Here is a 21,045-nt window from a genome sequence, read left to right as displayed (position 1 = left end):
ATTGTGCTTCGTAGAAATATAGTACGGAACTCGGATGTGGGAGCGAATTAGCGCGAAGTTGCGGTGACTGGCTTTTAGCCTGTCATCCACTGACGGGCTTCCAATGGAGGCGCTGGAAATTGCTGATAGAGCGGATGACAGGCTAAAGCCTGTCACCACAACCTTAGACACTCCCCAACCTCTGCTTTTTTCTATATAATCTCGACCCTTAAATTCACGCTATTCAAGAGACCCCATTCATGGAACTCACTGCTCTAACAGCCGTATCGCCCGTTGATGGCCGCTACGGAAGCAAAACCTCTGCCCTTCGTACTATTTTTAGCGAATTCGGATTGATCCGCTTCCGTGTTGAAGTTGAGATCCGTTGGTTGCAGCAATTAGCTTCACATCCGCAGATCACTGAAGTCCCTGCATTAAGCAGCGAAGCCAATGCACTGTTAGATACACTGGTTGCAGAATTCTCTTTAGAACAGGCTGAGCGCATCAAAGAGATCGAGCGCACCACCAACCACGATGTAAAAGCGGTTGAGTATTTCATTAAAGAGCAGATCTCTGGCAATGCAGAGCTAAACGCGATCAGCGAATTTGTTCACTTTGCTTGCACCAGTGAAGATATTAACAACCTGTCTCACGCACTGATGCTGAAAAACGGCGTCGCCGTAATGCGCACAGAGATGGAAGCGATTGAACAGGCCATTGCAAAGATCGGACAAGATTTTGCCACTCAGCCAATGCTATCGCGCACCCACGGCCAGACAGCTTCACCATCGACCTTAGGTAAAGAGATGGCTAACGTAGCTTACCGTCTGCGTCGTCAAATCAAGCAGCTAGACAGCATCGAGTACCTTGGCAAGATTAACGGTGCCGTTGGTAACTACAATGCCCACCTAAGCGCATACCCAGAGATCGACTGGGAAGAGAATGCCAAGAGCTTTATTGAAGGTCTAGGATTGAACTTCAACCCCTACACGACGCAGATTGAACCTCACGACTACATTGCTGAGTTGTTCGACCTAGTCTGTCGTTACAACACCATCCTGATCGACTTTGATCGTGACGTTTGGGGCTACATCGCCTGGGGTTACTTCAAGCAGAAAACGATTGCTGGCGAAGTGGGTTCATCAACCATGCCACATAAAGTTAACCCAATTGATTTTGAAAACTCAGAGGGCAACTTGGGCATCGCGAACGCAGTAATGGGCCACCTGACCATGAAACTGCCAATCTCTCGCTGGCAGCGCGATCTAACAGACTCAACCGTACTGCGTAACCTAGGTGTCGGGTTTGGCCACAGTCTGATTGCCTATGCATCGACACTGAAAGGCATTAGCAAACTTGAAGTGAACGCGGCACGCCTAGATGAAGATCTAGACAACAGCTGGGAAGTGCTAGCTGAGCCTATCCAGACAGTGATGCGCCGTTATGCGATTGAAGAGCCGTATGAGAAGCTAAAAGCACTGACTCGCGGTAAAGGGATGACTAAAGAGGTGATGCTCGATTTCATCGAAACACTTGAGATCCCAGAGTCCGCTAAAGCAGAGCTTCGCACACTGACACCGGGTACTTACGTCGGTAATGCAGCAGAACAAGCGTCTCGCATCTAATCGATGAAGCGCTGAATAAAACGCTCCTTATGGGGCGTTTTTATTGTTTAACACAACAGATCACCCATCATGCTGAACAACATTCGAATCGTTTTAGTCGAGACCTTCCACCCTGGAAACATTGGAGCGGCGGCTCGCGCACTGAAGAACATGGGACTGGGCCAACTCTGGCTAGTCAACCCTCGTGAGTTTCCAAGTGAAGAGGCCACTTCGCGTGCCGCTGGCGCTAAAGATTTATTGGAGAGTGCGAAGGTAGTTGCAACCCTCGAAGAGGCGATTGCAGACTGTCAGCTGGTGGTCGGCACCAGTGCTCGTGAAAGAACCTTCGACCTCCCCTTGCAAGACTTAGAGAGCGCTGCACAACAGATTCATACTGAATCACACTCCGGCGAAATCGCGATCATCTTTGGGCGCGAGACTATGGGTTTAAACAATAAAGAGATGCTGATGTGTAATCGACACCTGTTTATTGATGCCAACCCGGACTACCCGGTTTTGAATGTTTCACAGGCGATTCAACTGGTCTGCTATGAGTTACGCCGTGCCAGTCGCCTAGCACCTGAAAAAGTTGAAGAGGCACCCTACCCGCGCCAACATGAGATGGTTCTATTCTTTGAACACCTAGAGCGCGTGCTACGTCGCGTCAGCTTTATCATCCCTCAACACGAAGGACGCGTATTGGATAAACTGAAACGCTACTTCAATCGCACCCGTCCAGAGAAAACCGAGATGGGTATGTTACGAGGCATTCTCAACGCCGTCGAAGAGACCCTGGATCGCGAAAACAAGGGAAGCTAACGCGCGAAACCGGACATCGCCTCATCTTCGATAAGGCTCCAACAACAATCCATCGAACGCATTCTCGATCGCAAATGGCCGAACCCCCGTAGGAGCGATCTCGCAGAGGTCGCGAAACCGGACATCGCCTCATCTTCGATAAGGCTCCAACAACAATCTATTGAACTCGTCTTCCCTTTCACACACGCATTAAGGCTTTTCCAAAAACGCCTCTAAACCCGCAGCGGCAACCGCATGATCCTCTGGCGCTTTAGCACCTGCTACCCCTAGCCCCCCGATGGTTTCATCGCCCAGCTTAACGGGTAGACCACCAGCGATCAGAGAGACTTTAGGATTTTGCGCTAGCCCCTGCATCACCAATGGACGCTCACCCACAATCTCCTGCCACTTAGCGGTTGGCCAGCCATAGCTCGCAGCGGTGTAAGCTTTACGCTCCGCAAACTCCAAAGAGGCATCCGGCGCCTTAGGGTTTCTGAGTACCACTAAAGGCAGACCTGAGCGATCGACGACAACCACATTCATGGCGAACCCTTGAGTATCCGCTTCAGCTTGAACGGTTTTAGCCAATTCAAGTGCCGCTTCCATTGTTAAAGAACGAACCGATTCAAACATAGCTTCCCTGGTTACCTCATACCACTCTATGACTTTGCTTGTGGTACTGATCAAAGAGCACAATGATCAGTAACAGCCCCAACAAACTTAAACTCAGGTATCCCAAGAAGCTACCTGCCATTGCAAGATTATCCCCAACGAAATACCCAAAACCAAAATAGATTAACAACCAACCAAGCCGACCTATTAGACAGTTTAGCCAGTATTTTGTTCGACCTAATGAAGAGGCACCTGCCATCAGGCTGACAACCGCACTGATGTGCGCCACCAAAGATCTCGACAGTATTAGTGTCAAAGAGCCCCAACGGTGAAAAAGATGCTCTACCCTGTGACGACTCTTCTTATTGAAACCAAATTTTGCGCCGTGCTTATCGAACCAAGCGGTATCCATTCGTCGACCCAACTCAAACAACAGAACATCACCTAAAAACGCTGCAACCACTATCCCAACAGCCGCAAAAAAAGCATCGAACAGACCTGAGAAGGCCATTAGCCCCACTATTCCGGTCATTGGACCCGCTGGTACAGGCAAACCTAAAGCACCAAGTAATACAACCGCTAGCACGATAGGAAGACCATAAAGAGCCAACCCCTCATACAAGAGCTCATTGAGCGACGCTGACCAAGAGCCATCATCACTCTGCTGCAAATCACCTGACTGGGGAACTAAAGACTGAACCTTAGCAATCAGAGTCAGTTCACTCATACCTCGACTCTCCGCAATCGATTTTAACGTTGAGCTCTTCTCTGGCAACGGCGCACCTAGCACCCCTACCAATCCCTCTAATGAAACCTGATAATGGTCAATTAAATCACTCAGTGTATCTTTAGCACGGATATCTGCAGCGGTCTCAGAACCCAACAACCTCGCATTGTTAAGCACCGTATAGGTTTTATAACTCTTATTCACATTGAACAGAGTAAATGCCGTCAATATTATGAAAACAACCAAAAAGCTCTTTTTAGAGAGCTTGGGGAGGATGATAAGAGGGATTTTCACGACAGTTTTTTCTGCCAAAAGAGGGCTTCACCCCCTAGTTCACCAAGATCGTAGCCTTTATAGCCCAACCGTTTGTAAGCAGACTGAGCAACGCCATTCTCCTCTAATACTTCCAAGGTAATTTTGCAGCAGTTCAACTCCTTAGCCACCGCTTCGATAGCAGCAAAGAGTGCATCGACAACACCCTTACCTCTCGCTTGGGGTGCCACATAAACGTCGTGAATATTGATCAATGGAGCGGCATTAAAGGTGCTAAAGCCCATAAAGGCATTAAGCAGCCCCACTGGCTGATCATTCACATAGGCAATAAAGCTATTTGCACCGTCTACCTCAGCTAATTTAGCAGGAAGAGCCTGCTTCACTTCATCACTAAGCGGAGTGTCACCCCCCAAGGGATCCAATGCATAGGCATTTAATAGAGTGACAAGATCTTTACCCTGTTGCGGGTCTAGGTAATCGACTCGTGTAATCTGTAATTCATTCATCACTGAATAATAGTAGCTCACCCAGGATCGGTCTATCTAATTCATCTATTGGTGACTGGCCTTCAGCCTGTCATCCGCAGTTAGGTTGTTGGAGCGATCTCGAAGAGGTCGCGATTAATTTTCGTATGCATCTAGCTAGTAGCGACGGTGACTGGCCTTCAGCCTGTCATCCGCAGTTAGAATTTAATACCTATCTGGAAAACACCGATAAAGCAGATGACAGGCTAAAGCCAGTCACTGGAATTCTTAACAAAGTAGATATCACCCACCGGCCCTTTAATTTAAAATGAAGCCATCATTTTTAAAGGATTGGCTATGTACACAATTAACTGGGGTGATTTAACGGTTGAGACGTTTCTGCGTGACTATTGGCAACAGAAACCAGTGTTAATTCGCAATGCATTTCCCGACCTTGAACCCGTTGTCAGCTCTGATGAATTGGCAGGCTTATCCCTCGAAGAGGAAGTCGAATCGAGACTGATTCAATTCAAACCGGACAGCTCAGAATACCAGTTGGAATGTGGTCCTCTAAATGAGGAGACCTTCGCACATCTTCCAGAATCGCACTGGACGCTTCTAGTGCAAGCCGTAGACCACTACTCCCCCGAAGCAAAAGCATTGCTAGATGCCTTCAACTTTGTCCCTAACTGGCGCATCGATGATCTGATGATCAGCTATGCAACGCCGGGTGGTGGTGTTGGACCACACTATGACAACTACGATGTCTTTTTAATTCAGGCTAAAGGGACACGTCGCTGGGAGTTGGGTGCTATCGAATCCAGCCAATCACCCCGTTTACCGGATGCGCCGGTTATGATTCTGAGTGAATTCCAATGCCTAGAGAGCTTTGATCTGGAGCCGGGCGATATGCTCTACCTCCCTCCACAAGTCGCTCATAACGGCATAGCAACCAGTGAAGATTGCGTCACCTACTCTGCAGGATTCAGAGCACCATCCGATGCCGAGATACTGCGAACCGTATCAGACAGCATCGGTGAAGCCCTGACTAGCGAACACCGGTTTAGTGATCCTAAACGAACTCTTTGCCAATCGCCGGGGGAGATCGATCAAGCGTCCATCACTCAAATCGAACAGCGCCTAAAAGCACTTTTATCCAATCGGGAACAGCTTGAAAGCGCTTTAGGGTCCTTGTTTTCAGAACCTAAGTATCCTGATCAAACTGAACAGCTTGACCCAGAGGATTACGATGATTGGATACTGGGCGCCACCGAGGACGGTATCGAGCTTCTTCCAAACAACCGCCTGCTCTATTCTGATGGTGAACAGTTCAAACTCTTCTGTAACGGCGTTCAGCTAGAGGTCGATGACGCAGAGATAGAACTTGCTAAACAGCTAGCCAATCAAGGTTACCTATCAGCTAATCAGTACAAGATTGGCGAGTCATCGCTCATCAAACAGCTCTTTACTCAGGGAGCCATTCAGTAGGTAATCGTGCCTTCACATTAAACCAGCGGTTCGCCAAAGGACAGCTTATGTCGCTTTTATACTATTTTCCACCTACAACTTCTTGCCATGCACCAAAGGTCTTATAGAAGAAATTGGTATATAAAAAGAGTATTTAATCGCTGTAAAAACAGACAATTTACGACCATTTACTATTAAACTTAAGTCGCTAAACATATTCTATATTAAAGTAAGTTATTGTTTTATATAAATTAAAACAAATATCACCACATTAACTGCTTGTAGTTTAACTACAAGAAATACGACCACCCCCTAACTGACACCCTCCATTCTATGCTGCTATGCACAAAAGCACTTTGACAGCAGGTGCAGCAATCCTCATGATGTCGCCATCGGTCAGGTTTGATTTTTTTGAACCGACAGAGATTTAACACATTCGGGTGCACAGGTACCCATTATTGAGGATGAGATATGTCTACATACAAACAAGAGATTGAAGCTCAACAAGCGACTTGTAACCAGTACGGCGGCACTTGGTCAGCAATCAATGCTGAATCTGCTGCACGCATGAAACTTCAGAACCGTTTCCACTCGGGTCTAGATATCGCTAAATACACTGCAGCGATCATGCGCAAAGATATGGCTGATTACGATGCTGATACATCTAAATACACTCAGTCTCTAGGTTGCTGGCACGGTTTCATCGGTCAACAGAAACTAATCTCTATCAAGAAGCACTTCGGTTCTACTGACAAGCGCTACCTATACCTATCTGGTTGGATGGTTGCAGCTCTTCGTTCAGAGTTCGGCCCACTTCCTGACCAATCAATGCACGAGAAAACGTCTGTGCCAATGCTTATCGAAGAGCTTTACACCTTCCTTAAGCAAGCGGATGCGTGGGAACTTAACCACCTTTACCGTGAGCTAGACGCTGCACGTGACGCTGGCAACAACACTAAAGAGCAAGAGATCATCGCTAAGATCGATAGCTTCGAAACTCACATCGTTCCAATCATTGCTGATATCGATGCTGGTTTCGGTAACGCGGAAGCGACTTACCTTCTAGCTAAGAAAATGATCGAAGCCGGTGCATGTTGTATCCAGCTAGAGAACCAGGTTTCTGATGAGAAACAGTGTGGTCACCAGGACGGTAAAGTTACTGTACCTCACTCTGACTTCCTAGCCAAGATCAACGCTGTTCGTTACGCATTCCTTGAGCTTGGCGTAGATGACGGCGTAATCGTTGCACGTACTGACTCTCTAGGTGCTGGCCTAACTAAGCAGATCGCTGTGACTAACGAGCCAGGCGACCTAGGTGACCTTTACAACAGCTTCCTAGATGGCGAAGTAATCAACGGTCCTGAAGACATCAACAACGGTGATGTAGTCGTTAAAGCGAACGGCCAACTAATGAAGCCTAAGCGTCTTCAGTCTGGTCTATTCCAGTTCAAAGCGGGTTCAGGTGAAGATCGTGTTGTTCTTGACTGTATCACCTCACTACAGAACGGCGCTGACCTACTATGGATCGAAACTGAAAAACCACACGTTCAGCAGATCGCTGGCATGGTTAACCGCATCCGTGAAGTGATTCCAAATGCGAAGCTTGTTTACAACAACTCTCCTTCGTTCAACTGGACGCTTAACTTCCGTCAGCAAGTGTTTGATGCTTGGACTGCTGAAGGTAAAGATGTTTCAGCCTACGATCGCGCTAAACTAATGAGCGCTGACTACGATGAGACTGATCTAGGTAAAGAAGCAGACGCTAAGATCCAAAGCTTCCAGGCAGATGCATCACGTGAAGCGGGTATCTTCCACCACCTAATCACGCTACCGACTTACCACACGGCTGCGCTATCAACTGATAACCTAGCAAAAGGTTACTTCGGTGACGAAGGCATGCTTGCATACGCAGGCGGCGTTCAGCGTAAAGAGATCCGTCAGGGTATCGCGACTGTTAAGCACCAGGACATGGCTGGTTCTAACATCGGTGACGACCACAAAGAGTACTTCGCAGGTGATGCGGCTCTTAAAGCGGGCGGTAAAGACAATACAATGAACCAGTTTGCTAACGTTTAATCGTTAGACACTGCTCACAAAAAACGCGCCTTCGGGCGCGTTTTTTTCTTATAAAAACCTAGATAAGACCAAATTGGTATAAATTCAGAGGGCCTCACTTCTTAAACTCCAACTATAATGAGTTTATAACAAACCGAAAAAGCCGAAGAGACACAGATTAGATGGCACAAAATTTGCTAAGAATAGTGTTCTTATTAACGCTTAATTACTCATAAGTATGCAGTCTATGAATTCATATCTAAGCAACCTGTTACGCCACCCAATCTACTCATTGGCTGCCGCGCTATTCGTCGGATTGGCCAGTGCTGGGTTAACCCCTACACTTTTCTTCGACGCTGTTCATCGCATTACTTGGTTCGATATTGGACTGTTTTTACCCATGGTGCTTGTCGCTGCCTCGGCAAAAGCGTCTAAAAGCCTAATCCTGCGTAATCGCCAAATTGGGCTATACCTTTTGGGTTATCTCCCACTCCTCTGGTATCTAACTGCTCAATCACTAGAGCAAACTCTGATCAAAGGGGTCATAGTTGCCATTGTGGTTACCGTCGTTGTGCACACTAGCACACCCATTTTTGATGACTGGAAGAGAGAGATCCTAAGCAAGCGTTTACTGGGTGTGCTTTCGGTTATCATCGGATCGCTTTTCATAGCTTATCTTGATGGCAAACTGAGTTACATTGGCTTTTCTGAACAGTTCTTACCGGCCTTTATCGCGATCTTAAGTGCGCGAATCTTCATCACTTGGCTAAACATCGATAAAACAGAGAGAGAGTCTTTTCAGATCTCTCATCTCATTCCGGTTGCACTCTTCATTGGACAATTACTCTTTGTAAACCTAGCACCCGACGCGTTTTTGAGGCCGGGCATTGTCATATCCCTTGCCCTACTCGCTGCTGCCATCACTCTACCCTACAGGCTATTCTCTCTCTTTTTGCCCATTGCCTTGATAATGAACGCAGTAGAGTTCTCTATCAGCCCCTATACCCAGACAATCGTAACCGATCAAGTTCTGCTTACATTAGCCATGATTGCCTTCGTCGCTAGCTTTATTGCACTTAAAATTAGGCAGCTAAATTTTGCTAAACTGCAACTTATCCAAAACCGCTCTGAATTAGAACAAGCCGTTAACCGCTTTGAGAAAGTATCCGCTGTTTCAGAGATCGCTCTTTTCGAGCAGATGGATGCGCAAGGTTCTTTATGGAGTAACCAACAACTAAACAATTTGTTGGGCATTGATCAACAGACCCATCTTTCATTGCAGGCTCTTTTAGACAAGATATCAATTAACGACCAACCGGCACGACTTGAAGATCTAACACCTCTAGATGATCAACCCTTCAGATCAATGGTCAGCATTAATGACAATGCAATGGCTGCCAAAAAAGTATTACTTACTGCGAATGTCGATCAACAAGGTTTTCTATTTGGTTCACTGGTTGATCAAACCGATACGATTGAACGTGGACTGATAGCTATAAAGGCTAAGCGTCAAGCAGATCAATTTGAGAAGATCAGTACAGCATTAATGCACACATTGGAACAGGCGGCTGAAAAGTCAGGTTTCGATCTGGCCACAGTGCACCAAGAATCAGAGACTATCCAATTCGCTTTCAAGGGGCATAGCGTTAATTTTCCCGCAACCGATTTTGCAGTTCATCAATTAGTTGAGAGAGTAAAATCATCGCACAAAGAGGCAATCAACTATCTCTTACAGGGCAAAATTGACAGCTGCGAAATTCCATTAAACCTTTCGAAAACTGAAACCATTTGGTGGAAAATCGACCGTATTGGTGTTGACCCTGAGAATAATGACAACCTGTTTATTCAAGATATAAGCTTGGAGAAACGAAACCAAGATAGAGTTTTGAAGTCTCGATCTGATGCAGAACTGGCCATTCGAAAACTCAACATCACGACAGATACATCGGGCATTGGTCTCTTTGAGATAGACCCGATCAATGAAAAAGTGCGTCCATCTGCAACCTTGCGAGAGATACTAGATTTACCGGTTAGTGAATTTATCTCTATTAAGGGATTTTTAGGCCTCTTCGACGAAGAAAATGATAGTGAATTTAAATTGACACTTTTGAGTTTGCTTGCCTTCAAAGGACCTAAACATTTTAACGTCACAATCGATAGTCAAAATGGTAAACGCTATTTTGATATTACAATGACCAGTCAGGGGTTATTGTCAGTTGACCGGCAAATCCTAGGTAGCATGATCGAAACAACGGATCGACAGCGACTCATAGAGGAGTCAAAAGATCTCTTGCACCAGGCAAACCTATCGTTTGTTCAACTTCAGGAGCGCTTTGACAGTGAAAAACGGCTATTTGGCATTATTGCACATGAGATTAGAACACCCGTCTCAGCCATAAAAATGATGCTTGAAGATGATAACGACCACAGCCTAGAGATCAATCAGAGTGTAAACCATCTATTGAATCTAATAGATGATCTTCGAAATGTTGTTAAACCTGAACAGCAAACTGCAAGACAGAGAAAAACCGGTCAAATTACACAAACTTTGCTAGAAGTGTGTAACTCAATGCAAATCTCAGCCAAAGAGGCTCAAATTGATTTAGTTGTGTCAGAGTTTGACTGGGAAGACCCTGAAACCTATTTTGATACGACCTCTCTTAAGCAGATGCTGATCAACTTTTTGCGCAACGCTTTTATTCATAGCGGGGCTAGCCAGGTCTCTGTTGAACTCTACAGACCGACGATCGACACCAACATCGTCAACTACACCCTTAAAATAAGTGATAACGGACAGGGGATTCCGAAGGAGTTTCAAGCCAATATATTTAATGCCTACTATCGCGGCGACTCAAAAGCGGATGGCAGTGGTATTGGCTTGTATCTCTGTATGCAAATTGCCCGTGAATTGGGCGGCACTGTCCAATACGAAGATACCCCTGGTGGTGGCGCCACCTTCTTGATCAATCTATCCGTGGATCTTATCTCAACGGACTCTAGCACTAGCGAGCTCGATTCACAGAAAACTTCAGAGCCAAAAGAATCAACTCAATCGACTAAGGCTTTGGACCTTACCAATAAGCGCGTCCTGGTCGCTGAAGACAATCTAATGATTCGCACGCTTACCAAAAAAATGATTGAGGGTCTTGGAGCCGAGGTGATTGCCCAGGAAGATGGTCAGTTAGCTCTTGAGGCGGCTAAAGAGAGCGACTTTGACATAGTTGTGACAGATATTTTCATGCCAAACCTCGATGGATATGGCTTAGTGTCAGCGCTTCGTGAGATCGGTTTTTCCGGACCTATTGTCGGGGTGTCAGCCGCCACAATCGGTGAAGAGCGTGATCGATTAATCGAAGCCGGCGCTTCTGCGGCACTGGCAAAACCTATCTCTGTAGAAAAATTGACGGAAGCATTACAATCCATAGATCAACAAAATCAGAGTCTATGATATGTCGGACAGTTATCTATTTACGCCTCGCCCAGTCACCGCCTTAACGATTCGCGGTGACGAACGTAAATTTCCAGTAAATCGCATCTTTTGTGTTGGCCGAAGCTATCAAGCACACGCGGCCGAGATGGGCGATAAGATTGATAAAACCTCTCAAGAGCCCTTCTATTTCATTAAAGACCTTAACGCCATTCAGGCGTCAGGAACCGATCTACCCTATCCTCCAGGAACTGAAGACCTACACTACGAGATGGAGTGGGTCGTCGCGATCGATCAACCGGGCTTTGAGGTTGATGAAGAGAGAGCGGAAGCGATGATCTATGGTTACGCCTGTGGGTTAGACATGACACGCCGCGATCTGCAGCAGAAAGGCAAAGACAAACGTCGCCCTTGGGATCTAGGTAAAAACTTTGAAGGCGGTGCCATCATTACCGACCTGGTACCAAAATCGGTCACAGGAGTGCTTAAACGTGGCAGGATCGAACTGCGTGTGAATGGTGAAACCAAGCAGTCAGCTGACATCTCTGATCTGATCTGGTCACCCGCAGAGTTGGTCATGCACCTCTCTAAATATTACCACTTACAGCCGGGTGATCTTATCTACACCGGTACCCCTGAAGGAGTGGGCCCCGTTGTCAAAGGTGACCGTATCGAAGGCAGTGTTGAAGCTGTGGGCTCAATTTCCCTTAACATCGTATAACGAATTATTAAAACCCTCTCAAAAGGAGATAGTGATATGAAATGTAATGTCGGTGGAATGGATCGCGCTCTGCGCATTATTGTCGGTTTAATCCTGATTGGATTGGCCTTCACAGAGACAGTGGGTAGCTGGGGTTACATTGGTGTAGTACCGCTGTTAACCGGTGTGTTTGGATTTTGTGGTGCTTACACACTGTTCGGACTGAACAGCTGTAAAACTAAGTAACACTTCATGGGTTGGAGCGGTCTTTCAAAGGCCGCGATTATCGCCTCATCTTCGATAAGGCTCCAACATCAATTCAAAGCTTTAAGCGTTGGAGCGATCTCACAGAGGTCGCGAAAAAGGCATCGCCTCATCTTCGATAAGGCTCCAACATCAATTCAAAGCTTTAAGCGTTGGAGCGGTCTTTCAAAGGCCGCGATTATCGCCTCATCTTCGATAAGGCTCCAACAATTGAACTTAACTTGCCTAAACAACTTCGCCGGCGGCATTTCCTGATGCCCACGCCCATTGGAAGTTGTGTCCACCTAAGTGGCCTGTCACATCCAACGATTCACCGATAAAGTAGAGACCTGGGACACTTTTTACTTCCATGGTTTTTTGCGAGATGGCTTGAGTGTCTACCCCGCCAATGGTCACTTCGGCTGTTCGATAGCCTTCGGTTCCCGATGGTTTCACCCGCCATTGAGTCAGTTGCTTGGTGAGCGCTTCAATTTTCTCATTGGAGAAGTCACCCACTGCCCCAGCAAAGCCCCAGATTGAGCACAATACCTGAGCCAATCGCTTACTCATGTATTCACTGAGCACACGCTCAATGCTCTGTTTTGGAGTCGCTTGTCGAGCCTCTTTAAGTTGCTCGTCAATATCAATACCGGGAAGCAGATCAATTTCAACACTTTGACCTGGCTGCCAATAGCTCGAGATCTGAAGAACCCCAGGGCCGCTTATGCCTCGATGAGTAAACAGAATAGGTTCCAAAAAGCTCATACCCGCACAACTGACACGCGCATTTTGTGCTGTCCCAGAGAGCTCTTTGAGTGGTGTTAAAATGTCAGGCTGCAGCGTAAATGGGACCAGTGCGGCGCGGCGAGGGGTAACCGGTAGGTCAAACTGTTCGGCCACATCATAAGCAAAGCCGGTCGCACCACCATTAGGGATGGAGAGTCCGCCTGTTGCAATAACCAACGACTCACATTGAATTGAATCAGCCGAGGTTTCTACGAGAAAACCATGCTCATTTTGTGTAAGCGAATGGACACTCACCTCTGTCTCAATCTTTACACCCGCCCAATCGCACTCAGTGGTTAGCATCGTCAGAATCTCTTTACTGGATTCATTACAGAACAGCTGACCTGGGGTCTTCTCATGGTACTCAATCCCATGACGATCGACCATATCGACAAAGTGTTGCGGTGTATATCGACTCAATGCAGATTTACAGAAGTGCGGGTTATTCGATAGAAAATTGGCCGGTGTTGAGTGAAGGTGGGTGAAGTTACAACGCCCTCCTCCAGACATTAAAATCTTACGGCCCACTTTTTTAGTGTGTTCCAACACCAGAACAGAACGGCCACGATAGCCAGCCGTTAATGCACACATCAGACCGGACGCACCGGCACCTATAATTAGGACATCAACCCTGCGTTTACTCATTCGCTGCCGCTGGTCTGCTCGCTGCTGTTATCGGCTTTTTCAGCACTCTCTTTTTCGGCGTTGTATTGACGGATCTTATCCGCTAAGCGGCCACCCTTGCGCTCACCACGACGGCCGGCCTCGGTATCACGCTCAATTGCTGATTTAGTCGGTTTCGCATTAATACGTTTCTGATCAACCGACACGTGCTTTTTCTTCTGTTTTTGCGCACGCTGTTTTCGGCTCTCATAGCTATCAGGGTCGGCTAGACGCTCCTGCTTACGGGGCGTTTTATCCAGCACAATTTTGTTAGCCATGCGCTTCTGCTTTTTTAAACGGGTCACTTAGAACTCTCCTCTGCCTTGGCCGCTTCTTCGGCCTCTTGGGCAGCTAATTCAGCGGCAATACGATCTTTTTCTTGCCACTCTTCCACTGTTTCAAAACTGATGCGCCCTAGCTTACCACCGCGCATCTCGTTCATGAGTATCTCGGCCGCCTTGTGTATATCGACCACACCGCCGGGTCGCAAGCAGCCTCGTTTACGGCCAATTTGATCCAATAAGCCTTCACCTAACTCCGGCAGCTCTTTCAATTTATAACGCTCTACTAGTCGCTCAGGGTAAGCATTAAGGATGAAGTTAGCACCATAGACAGCCACCTGATCATAATCGATCGCAGTATCTTTAATCGCACCACTGACCGCCAACCGGTATCCAGAGTCTTGGTCCTCAATTTTTGGCCACAAGATACCGGGAGTATCCGACAGAGCCATCCCCTGAAATACACTGTAGCGTTTATTCGCTTTAGTCACGGCAGGTTCATTACCCACTTTGGCAATGCGTCGGCCTAACAGAGCATTGATCAGAGTCGACTTACCCACATTGGGAATGCCCATGATCATGGCACGCACTGGGCGATCTTTGTTAGCACGGGCAGGCACGGCATCTTTACAGATTTGCGGAATCGACTTGATGGTTCTCTTATCACTTGTCGTTAACTCGATGGCCGTAATGCCCTCTTGCGCATTGAACTCCTGCAACCAAGCCTTGGTTTTGTCGGGATCTGCCAGATCGGATTTATTCAGAATTTTAAGAACCGGTTTGCCTCGACGTAACGAGGTCACCAAGGGGTTCTCGCTTGAGCGAGGCAAGCGTGCATCCAACACTTCAATAACAATGTCGACCTCATCCATAAGTTGCGCAATCTCTTTACGCGCTTTATGCATGTGACCGGGAAACCAGTTAATACGTTCCATAATGACCTATGCCTTTAAGTTGGGCGCATTATACCTGTTTATTAAGAATGAATCAGAGACAAAAAAACCGGAGACCCTCTCGGTGACTCCGGTTTTTTTTACAAAAGAGTAATTACTCTTGTGGGAAAGCCTTAAGCGTACAATTGGTAATCTCACGCGCTAGACGGATAACCTGACAGCTGTAGCCGTACTCGTTATCGTACCAAACGTAGAGAACACAGCTCTTACCGCTTGAGATAGTCGCCAATGCATCGACAACACCTGCAGCACGTGAGCCGACAAAGTCGCTCGAAACTGCTTCAGGTGAGTTAGAGTAGTCAACCTGCTTCTGAAGATCAGAGTGCAGCGCCACTTCACGAAGGTAGTCATTCAAAGACTCACGCTCAGTCTCTTTCTCTAGGTTCAGGTTAAGGATCGCCATAGAGACGTTCGGTGTCGGAACACGAATTGCGTTACCGGTTAGCTTACCTTCCAATTGTGGAAGCGCTTTAGAGACCGCCTTAGCTGCACCCGTTTCAGAGATAACCATGTTAAGCGCGGCTGCGCGGCCACGTCGGTCACCTTTGTGGTAGTTATCGATCAGGTTCTGGTCGTTAGTGTATGAGTGAACGGTCTCAACGTGACCATTAGCAACACCGTACTTGTCATCCATCGCTTTAAGGACAGGCGTAATGGCGTTAGTGGTACAGGAAGCAGCCGATAAGATTTTATCCGATGCTTCGATGTCACCATGGTTAACACCCATAACGATGTTTTTGATGCCTTTACCTGGTGCTGTAAGGATAACGCGATCAACACCTTTAGATTGAAGGTGAAGCGCTAAGCCTTTGTCATCACGCCAGATACCCGTGTTATCAATAACAAGCGCATTGTTAATACCGTACTGAGTGTAATCAACTTGATCTGGGCCATCGGCAAAGATCACTTTGATCGCATTACCGTTAACAATCAGGGAGTTCGTTGCTTCATCAACTTGGATAGTGCCTTTGAACGAACCGTGAACTGAGTCACGACGCAACAAACTTGCACGCTTCTCTAGGTCGTTATCGGCTTTGCCCTTACGTACAACAATCGCGCGCAGACGCAGCGTGTGACCTGCACCCGAGCGGTTCAACATGAATCGAGCCAGTAGACGACCGATGCGACCGAAACCGTATAGGACGACGTCTTGACCACCGGTATCTTCTGTTGATGCGCCAGCGAGTTCAGACTCTAGGTAATCATTCAAATCCGCTGCACCCGATTTACGGAAATTAACAGCCAATTTCCCGATGTCGATGTGTGCGTTGCGGATGCCCATTTGAGACACCTTCTCAAGTACTGGGAAGGTATCTACGACTGAAAGCTCTTCACCCTCAACCTGACGAACGTAACGGTGATCTTTAAGTAGGTCGATCACAGATTTACGAACAGACAGTTGGCCGAAAACAGAAATTTCTACGTTTGATTCACGGTACAAACGACCAACCACAGGGACCATCGCTTCGGCGATCGATTCACGAGCATTCCACTCTGCTAGCATCAGTTCTTGAGACACAGCACACTCCTTTATAAAGGTTAAGTAACCCGTTAATTATGACACAGATTGAAACAAAGGATATACAACTTACTGTTCATAAGTTATTGATATAACTTGTAAAAAACCAACAAATGTCGACTACAAAACTACAAAACCCCTATTTTTTTGTAAAAATTACGTAACTATTACAAAAGTTAATTTTTACTTATTATTGAGTTAAAAAATCGTCATCAATTGATACTAAACCACCCCTGATATCGATGTGAGTTAGCTGAGTTACTCAATCAACTCTCCAGCGACTGAATGGCGGCCTGTATTACAGAGCTACTAAAGGGTTTTTCAACAACAGGAACATTTGCATGCTTCTTCTTAAAGCCATCTTTAACGGAGCTATAGCCAGTGGCAAAGATGAAAGGCACACTCTTATTCCGAAGACAATCTGCGACCGTTTCACTCGACTCATCGCCCAAGTTGATATCCAAAACCGCCAAACCTGGAATCTTTTTATTGATCGATTCATGCGCCTCTTGAACGGTTGCAGCTAACTCAATATTTTTGTAACCCATTGCCTGCAGCATTCTCTCCAACTCAAATCCGATGATCATATTATCTTCGACTATGAGAACACTCTCCTTATCCGGTTGCCCCTTGTGAATGATAGATACTGCCTCACTCGATGTAGAGTCGCTCTTATGCTCTGCTTCTGCAGTCTCAAAATGCATCGCAGGTATGACAAATTCTGCAACCACACCGGATCGTTGATACTCAATCTTGGCTACCCCGCCCAAATCATGAGGAATAGATCGATTGATAATGACCGACCCGAATCCAAACTGTGAGGGTGACTGTTCGATCGTTACACCTGATTCGCGCCAATATAAATGCAGTTCCCCTTGGTGAATCTGCCAGTTCAAATTTATTTGACCATTTTCAGATTTAGCCGCGCCGTATTTAACGGCATTGGTTAAAAGCTCATGAATCACCATGGTCATAGTCGTGAAGGCCTTAGGACTCAGTTTGACCTCAGGACCTGATCGTTTCATGAGATTAGTCTTCGCCACTAAAGCTCTCTCTTCATTGTCGAGAATCATTGTGAGCGGAGCGAAATTCCAATTTTTTTCAGTTAAATGCGTCTGTGCAATGGCTAAAGATTGCACACGTCCCCCTAAAATCGATTGAAAATCCTTAATTGATAAATCTTGTGTCGATGTCTGCGAGACAATCCCTGATATCAACCCAAGAATATTACGAACTCGGTGATTAAGTTCGTGTATGAGCATATCTTTTTGACTTTGCGCTTCACTGGCTATGCGGTTGTAATCATCTAAGTTACGTACAATTATTTCCAACAGTACGGTCTTGATCTGTTCAGCCAAGGCAATTTGTTGATCTGTCCAAGGGGCTGAATACCCCTTTCTCATTTCGATCCAAGCTTCGAAACTTTTTCTTGGTGTTAAACGAATACCGTTTGGGCCTAGCTCAACTGGCTTCTCAGGATTGCCAGCCCAGCTCACCTTTTGCGGCTCCTCTTTTCGAAGAAAAATAAGCAGATCCTTAGGCCTTCTAGACATCGGAACCACTAACATACCAGCAAAACGATCAGCGATTGTGAGATCATCATTGAGCCACTCTTGCAGTGACTCCACACTAAAAATACCGCTTTGTGATGAATGATTGAGTCGTTTTACAAGCAGTTGGATATCTTCAGAACTAATCGGATCTCCGGCCACTTGGTATTCACCTCCGACCACCAGCACCATGGAATCGGAGGGAATGAGTTTATGAATAAAATTGACATGCGATTTAAGGTTATCAAAGAGTGACAGATCATTGTTTAAGCTTGTCACCAATTTCATATGCAGCTGTCGGGAGAGCTCAGTATCACTGTGACTTTGGCTGTTAAGCTTTACTCTTAGCTCCAATGCCAAGGACTCAACATAGAGCTCTGCAATTGTTCTATCACACAGCGATACGTATTTATTTGAATAGTGGTGACACGCGAATAACCCCCAAAGTTCACCGTCAACAAGAATGCTAATAGACATAGACGCTGCAACACCCATGTTTTTTAGATACTCAATGTGAACAGGCGATACAGAACGAGTTGAGCTAATCGAAAGATCAATGGTGGCGTGTTGCGGATGGATCGGCACGCCCGTGTCATGTACATCAGCAATCAAACGGGTGAGGTTTCTTTTGTAAAGCGCTCTGGCTTGTCGTGGTATGTCCGATGCTGGGTATCTAAGACCCATAAAGGAATCGACGGATGCATTGCGATGCTCAGCGACAACCTCTCCGCTACCATCTCCATGGAATCGGTAGACCATGACTCTATCAAAGCCCGTTAACGTTGAGACGTGTTCGGCCGAAATTGAGAGCAAATCCTCTAAATTATCAGTGTCTGTTACTTTTCTGATCATCTGCTTGAGGACCTGAAGTTGATCTGAAGAACTATCAACACTCTTTTCAAGCTCAACCACTATGGTGCTGCCCGATAAATGGATCGCCAGATCGTATAGCTGACCTGTTTTAAACAGATCGATATTTGTGAGTCTCTCAGAATGATCGGAGCTATTGATGCTGAGAAAGGTAGTTTTAATCCTATTAACTTCGCTCTTGTTGAATAGAGCCTCTAAATTTCGACCCAGCATCTTATCGACGGGTACTTTGAACAGCTCTGTGACGTTTTCGGAGGCGGCAATGATGCCCCAATCTGAGTTGAACGCGATAAGATAACCAAAGCTCTGTACGCGTCCCAACAGGTGAATGGGTTCTTTTTCACAGGTACTCAAATCGTATTGTGTATTCAGTTTGACGACGTTAGACATAATGTTTTTGCTCGTTTTCATTAATCACGGGTTGGTATTGATTCAGGCGAACCTTATTAAGAACGGCTTCAATGGCAGTCATTCCCGCGGGTTTATTGAGTATCTCGTTAAATAGATGCGCCGTATTGGTGAGCTCAATAGATGAAGAATCCAGTGCCGTTAGACCAATAATGGGAAGGTCATACCCCTTATCCCTAAGTTGTTTAGTGGCTTCAGGTCCATCTAATATCGGCATATTGAAATCCATAAACACTAGGTGAAAGTCTTTCTCTGATTCCACTTTATCAACAGCCTCAGCACCATTTTTGGCCAAAACCACATCGACCTTTCCGATCTTTAATAACTGTGATTTAAGAAGGATTAGATTGGTCATGCTGTCGTCTACAACAAGCACCTTCAACATCAACTCTTGAGGGGGGCTCTCTGCTTTTAATTTAACCTGTTGAGCAACTGAATCACTTAAACCACTTTTTGCAAAAAAGTCGTGTAACAGGCTTGGCAAAATAGGCTCAAAAATTTCATCCGTTCGATCGACCAAGCCTGGTGGAAAAGCACTATTCTCAGATCGAATGATCGCTATTCGTCCCTCAAGGATTTTTAACGTCCAATCCCTACAGAGATGATTCTCTTGAATCGCAATTTTCTCTGAGACGACCAACGCATCAATGTTTGTCTTGGTTAGCTGTTTGAAAGACTGGACTCTGATGACCGAGGCACCCCAATCCCTTAAGAAGGTCTCAATGATTTCAAACTTAACTGATTTATCAGCAACAACCGCCACGATCGGGTCTGATCTAAATTTAAGGGGCGCTGAACCAGCTATTGACTGAGAGACAGGTAGCCTCAATTGAAAAGAGGCCTTAGTCCCCTTTCCTAAATCAGATCTCAGAACCAGGCTTCCACCCATTTTTTGGACTATGTCTAAACATATGCCCAAACCCAACCCTGAACCTAACGGCCTCCCCTTTTGAACATCAACCACTTGACCAAAGGGCGAAAGAATTTTTTGTATATCTTTTTGATCAATACCAATTCCGGTATCAATGACCGAGAAATGGATCTCTACTTCTGATCCAATCTGCCCCTTTAGTGCAGCCCAAAACTCAATCGAACCGCTATCGGTAAATTTGATCGCATTACCGATCAAATTGTTTAAAACTTGCTGAAGGTGAACACCATCGACCTCAACATTTTGTCTGAATAATTTCGGATCAATCATCAAACCGAGTTCAATTCCCTTACCCTCAGCAGCAATTGAGAACGTCTTAACGGTCCTTTCAATAAGGTCCGTTATATCGGTTGTGACGGGATTGATGACAACAGCACCAGACTCACTTTTTGCCGCTTCGATCGCCTTGTTCAGTGAGTCAAGAAGCCCGTTCGACGCCACACTTATTTTATCAACATGCCGTTTCGCCATTGGAGACATCTGTTCCGATTGCAAGAGTTCAGCTAGGCCCATGATGGCATGCAGCGGCGTCCGTAGTTCATGACTTAATGTTGCTATGACTTTTAACTGTTCAGTACGTGATTGGCTTAGCTCTGATTCATTCAATTTGACCTTTCCCCTTAGTTAGTACCACTTCTTCGATGAGATTTTGCTAAGCAGCACGCTTAGCGAATTCCTCTGGTGGCACATAGCCAAGTGCACTATGTGGTCTTACTTTATTGTAATGATCTCGCC

17 protein-coding genes are annotated in these 21,045 nt (G+C 46.2%); 7 read left to right on the top strand and 10 right to left on the bottom strand.

Translation table 11 applies throughout. The features are described from left to right. Window positions 1-239 precede the first annotated feature (239 nt). Complete coding sequence (gene purB / locus XMD564_RS10345) at window positions 240-1,604, top strand: adenylosuccinate lyase (RefSeq protein WP_173481047.1); 1,365 nt, start codon at window positions 240-242, stop codon at window positions 1,602-1,604. 69 nt (window positions 1,605-1,673) lie between these two features. Next, window positions 1,674-2,402, top strand: a complete 729-nt coding sequence (locus tag XMD564_RS10340; RefSeq protein WP_173481048.1) for an RNA methyltransferase — start codon at window positions 1,674-1,676, stop codon at window positions 2,400-2,402. Window positions 2,403-2,591: 189 nt separating this feature from the next. Here the strand turns inward: XMD564_RS10340 and XMD564_RS10335 are convergent, their stop codons facing one another. The 3 genes from XMD564_RS10335 to XMD564_RS10325 are packed head-to-tail and all read right to left on the bottom strand — an operon-like array spanning window position 2,592 to window position 4,520. Further along, window positions 2,592-3,014 carry a heme-binding protein gene (locus XMD564_RS10335; protein WP_173481049.1) on the bottom strand — a complete coding sequence of 141 codons (423 nt, stop codon included), beginning with the start codon at window positions 3,012-3,014 and terminating at the stop codon, window positions 2,592-2,594. A gap of 16 nt (window positions 3,015-3,030) precedes the next feature. Then, window positions 3,031-4,014 carry a VTT domain-containing protein gene (locus tag XMD564_RS11610; protein WP_173481050.1) on the bottom strand — a complete coding sequence of 328 codons (984 nt, stop codon included), beginning with the start codon at window positions 4,012-4,014 and terminating at the stop codon, window positions 3,031-3,033. After that, window positions 4,011-4,520 (bottom strand): GNAT family N-acetyltransferase, encoded by a 510-nt coding sequence (locus XMD564_RS10325; protein ID WP_371731437.1) that lies wholly within the window; start codon window positions 4,518-4,520, stop codon window positions 4,011-4,013. The genes XMD564_RS11610 and XMD564_RS10325 overlap by 4 nt, the downstream gene beginning before the upstream one ends. 294 nt (window positions 4,521-4,814) lie before the next feature. Here XMD564_RS10325 and XMD564_RS10320 point away from each other — a divergent pair, with 294 nt between their 5' ends. The 5 genes from XMD564_RS10320 to XMD564_RS10300 all read left to right on the top strand — a co-directional run bounded on the left by XMD564_RS10320 (window position 4,815) and on the right by XMD564_RS10300 (window position 12,352). Further along, complete coding sequence (locus tag XMD564_RS10320; protein WP_173484019.1) at window positions 4,815-5,945, top strand: cupin domain-containing protein; 1,131 nt, start codon at window positions 4,815-4,817, stop codon at window positions 5,943-5,945. Between the two features lie 450 nt (window positions 5,946-6,395). Then, window positions 6,396-8,000 carry an isocitrate lyase gene (locus tag XMD564_RS10315; RefSeq protein WP_173481053.1) on the top strand — a complete coding sequence of 535 codons (1,605 nt, stop codon included), beginning with the start codon at window positions 6,396-6,398 and terminating at the stop codon, window positions 7,998-8,000. Window positions 8,001-8,226: 226 nt separating this feature from the next. Then, window positions 8,227-11,427 (top strand): ATP-binding protein, encoded by a 3,201-nt coding sequence (locus XMD564_RS10310; RefSeq protein ID WP_173508290.1) that lies wholly within the window; start codon window positions 8,227-8,229, stop codon window positions 11,425-11,427. Window position 11,428: 1 nt separating this feature from the next. Beyond that, the gene (locus XMD564_RS10305; RefSeq protein ID WP_173508289.1) at window positions 11,429-12,127 is read left to right on the top strand and encodes a fumarylacetoacetate hydrolase family protein; all 699 of its coding nucleotides are present in this window, start codon (window positions 11,429-11,431) and stop codon (window positions 12,125-12,127) included. Window positions 12,128-12,163: 36 nt separating this feature from the next. Continuing rightward, on the top strand, window positions 12,164-12,352 hold the full coding sequence (locus XMD564_RS10300) for a DUF2892 domain-containing protein (protein ID WP_173489206.1): 189 nt from the start codon (window positions 12,164-12,166) through the stop codon (window positions 12,350-12,352). A 243-nt stretch (window positions 12,353-12,595) separates the two neighbouring features. On the opposite strand, the gene XMD564_RS10295 is transcribed toward XMD564_RS10300, so the two are convergent. The 7 genes from XMD564_RS10295 to XMD564_RS11605 form a co-directional block, all read right to left on the bottom strand. Next, window positions 12,596-13,780, bottom strand: a complete 1,185-nt coding sequence (locus tag XMD564_RS10295; RefSeq protein WP_173484024.1) for an NAD(P)/FAD-dependent oxidoreductase — start codon at window positions 13,778-13,780, stop codon at window positions 12,596-12,598. Beyond that, window positions 13,777-14,103: a hypothetical protein gene (locus XMD564_RS10290; RefSeq protein WP_173508288.1), complete on the bottom strand. Its 327-nt coding sequence runs from the start codon at window positions 14,101-14,103 to the stop codon at window positions 13,777-13,779. Before XMD564_RS10290 ends, XMD564_RS10295 begins: the two co-directional genes overlap by 4 nt. Continuing rightward, window positions 14,100-15,014, bottom strand: a complete 915-nt coding sequence (gene ylqF, locus XMD564_RS10285; RefSeq protein ID WP_173481059.1) for a ribosome biogenesis GTPase YlqF — start codon at window positions 15,012-15,014, stop codon at window positions 14,100-14,102. Before ylqF ends, XMD564_RS10290 begins: the two co-directional genes overlap by 4 nt. A gap of 112 nt (window positions 15,015-15,126) precedes the next feature. Beyond that, window positions 15,127-16,551: a glyceraldehyde-3-phosphate dehydrogenase gene (locus XMD564_RS10280; protein WP_371731438.1), complete on the bottom strand. Its 1,425-nt coding sequence runs from the start codon at window positions 16,549-16,551 to the stop codon at window positions 15,127-15,129. Between the two features lie 266 nt (window positions 16,552-16,817). Beyond that, the gene (locus tag XMD564_RS10275) at window positions 16,818-19,361 is read right to left on the bottom strand and encodes a GAF domain-containing protein (RefSeq protein ID WP_173508287.1); all 2,544 of its coding nucleotides are present in this window, start codon (window positions 19,359-19,361) and stop codon (window positions 16,818-16,820) included. Beyond that, window positions 19,354-20,916 (bottom strand): ATP-binding protein, encoded by a 1,563-nt coding sequence (locus tag XMD564_RS10270; RefSeq protein ID WP_173508286.1) that lies wholly within the window; start codon window positions 20,914-20,916, stop codon window positions 19,354-19,356. The genes XMD564_RS10275 and XMD564_RS10270 overlap by 8 nt, the downstream gene beginning before the upstream one ends. Before the next feature lie 46 nt (window positions 20,917-20,962). Next, the coding region (locus XMD564_RS11605) for an integrase core domain-containing protein (RefSeq protein WP_173489325.1) at window positions 20,963-21,045 on the bottom strand (83 nt) is incomplete at its 5' end.

It is taken from the genome of Marinobacterium sp. xm-d-564, from assembly GCF_013283345.1.
Classification (GTDB): domain Bacteria; phylum Pseudomonadota; class Gammaproteobacteria; order Pseudomonadales; family Balneatricaceae; genus Marinobacterium_E.
The sequence above is the reverse complement of the archived record's forward strand: the minus strand, read 5'-3'. Positions and strand labels throughout refer to the sequence as shown.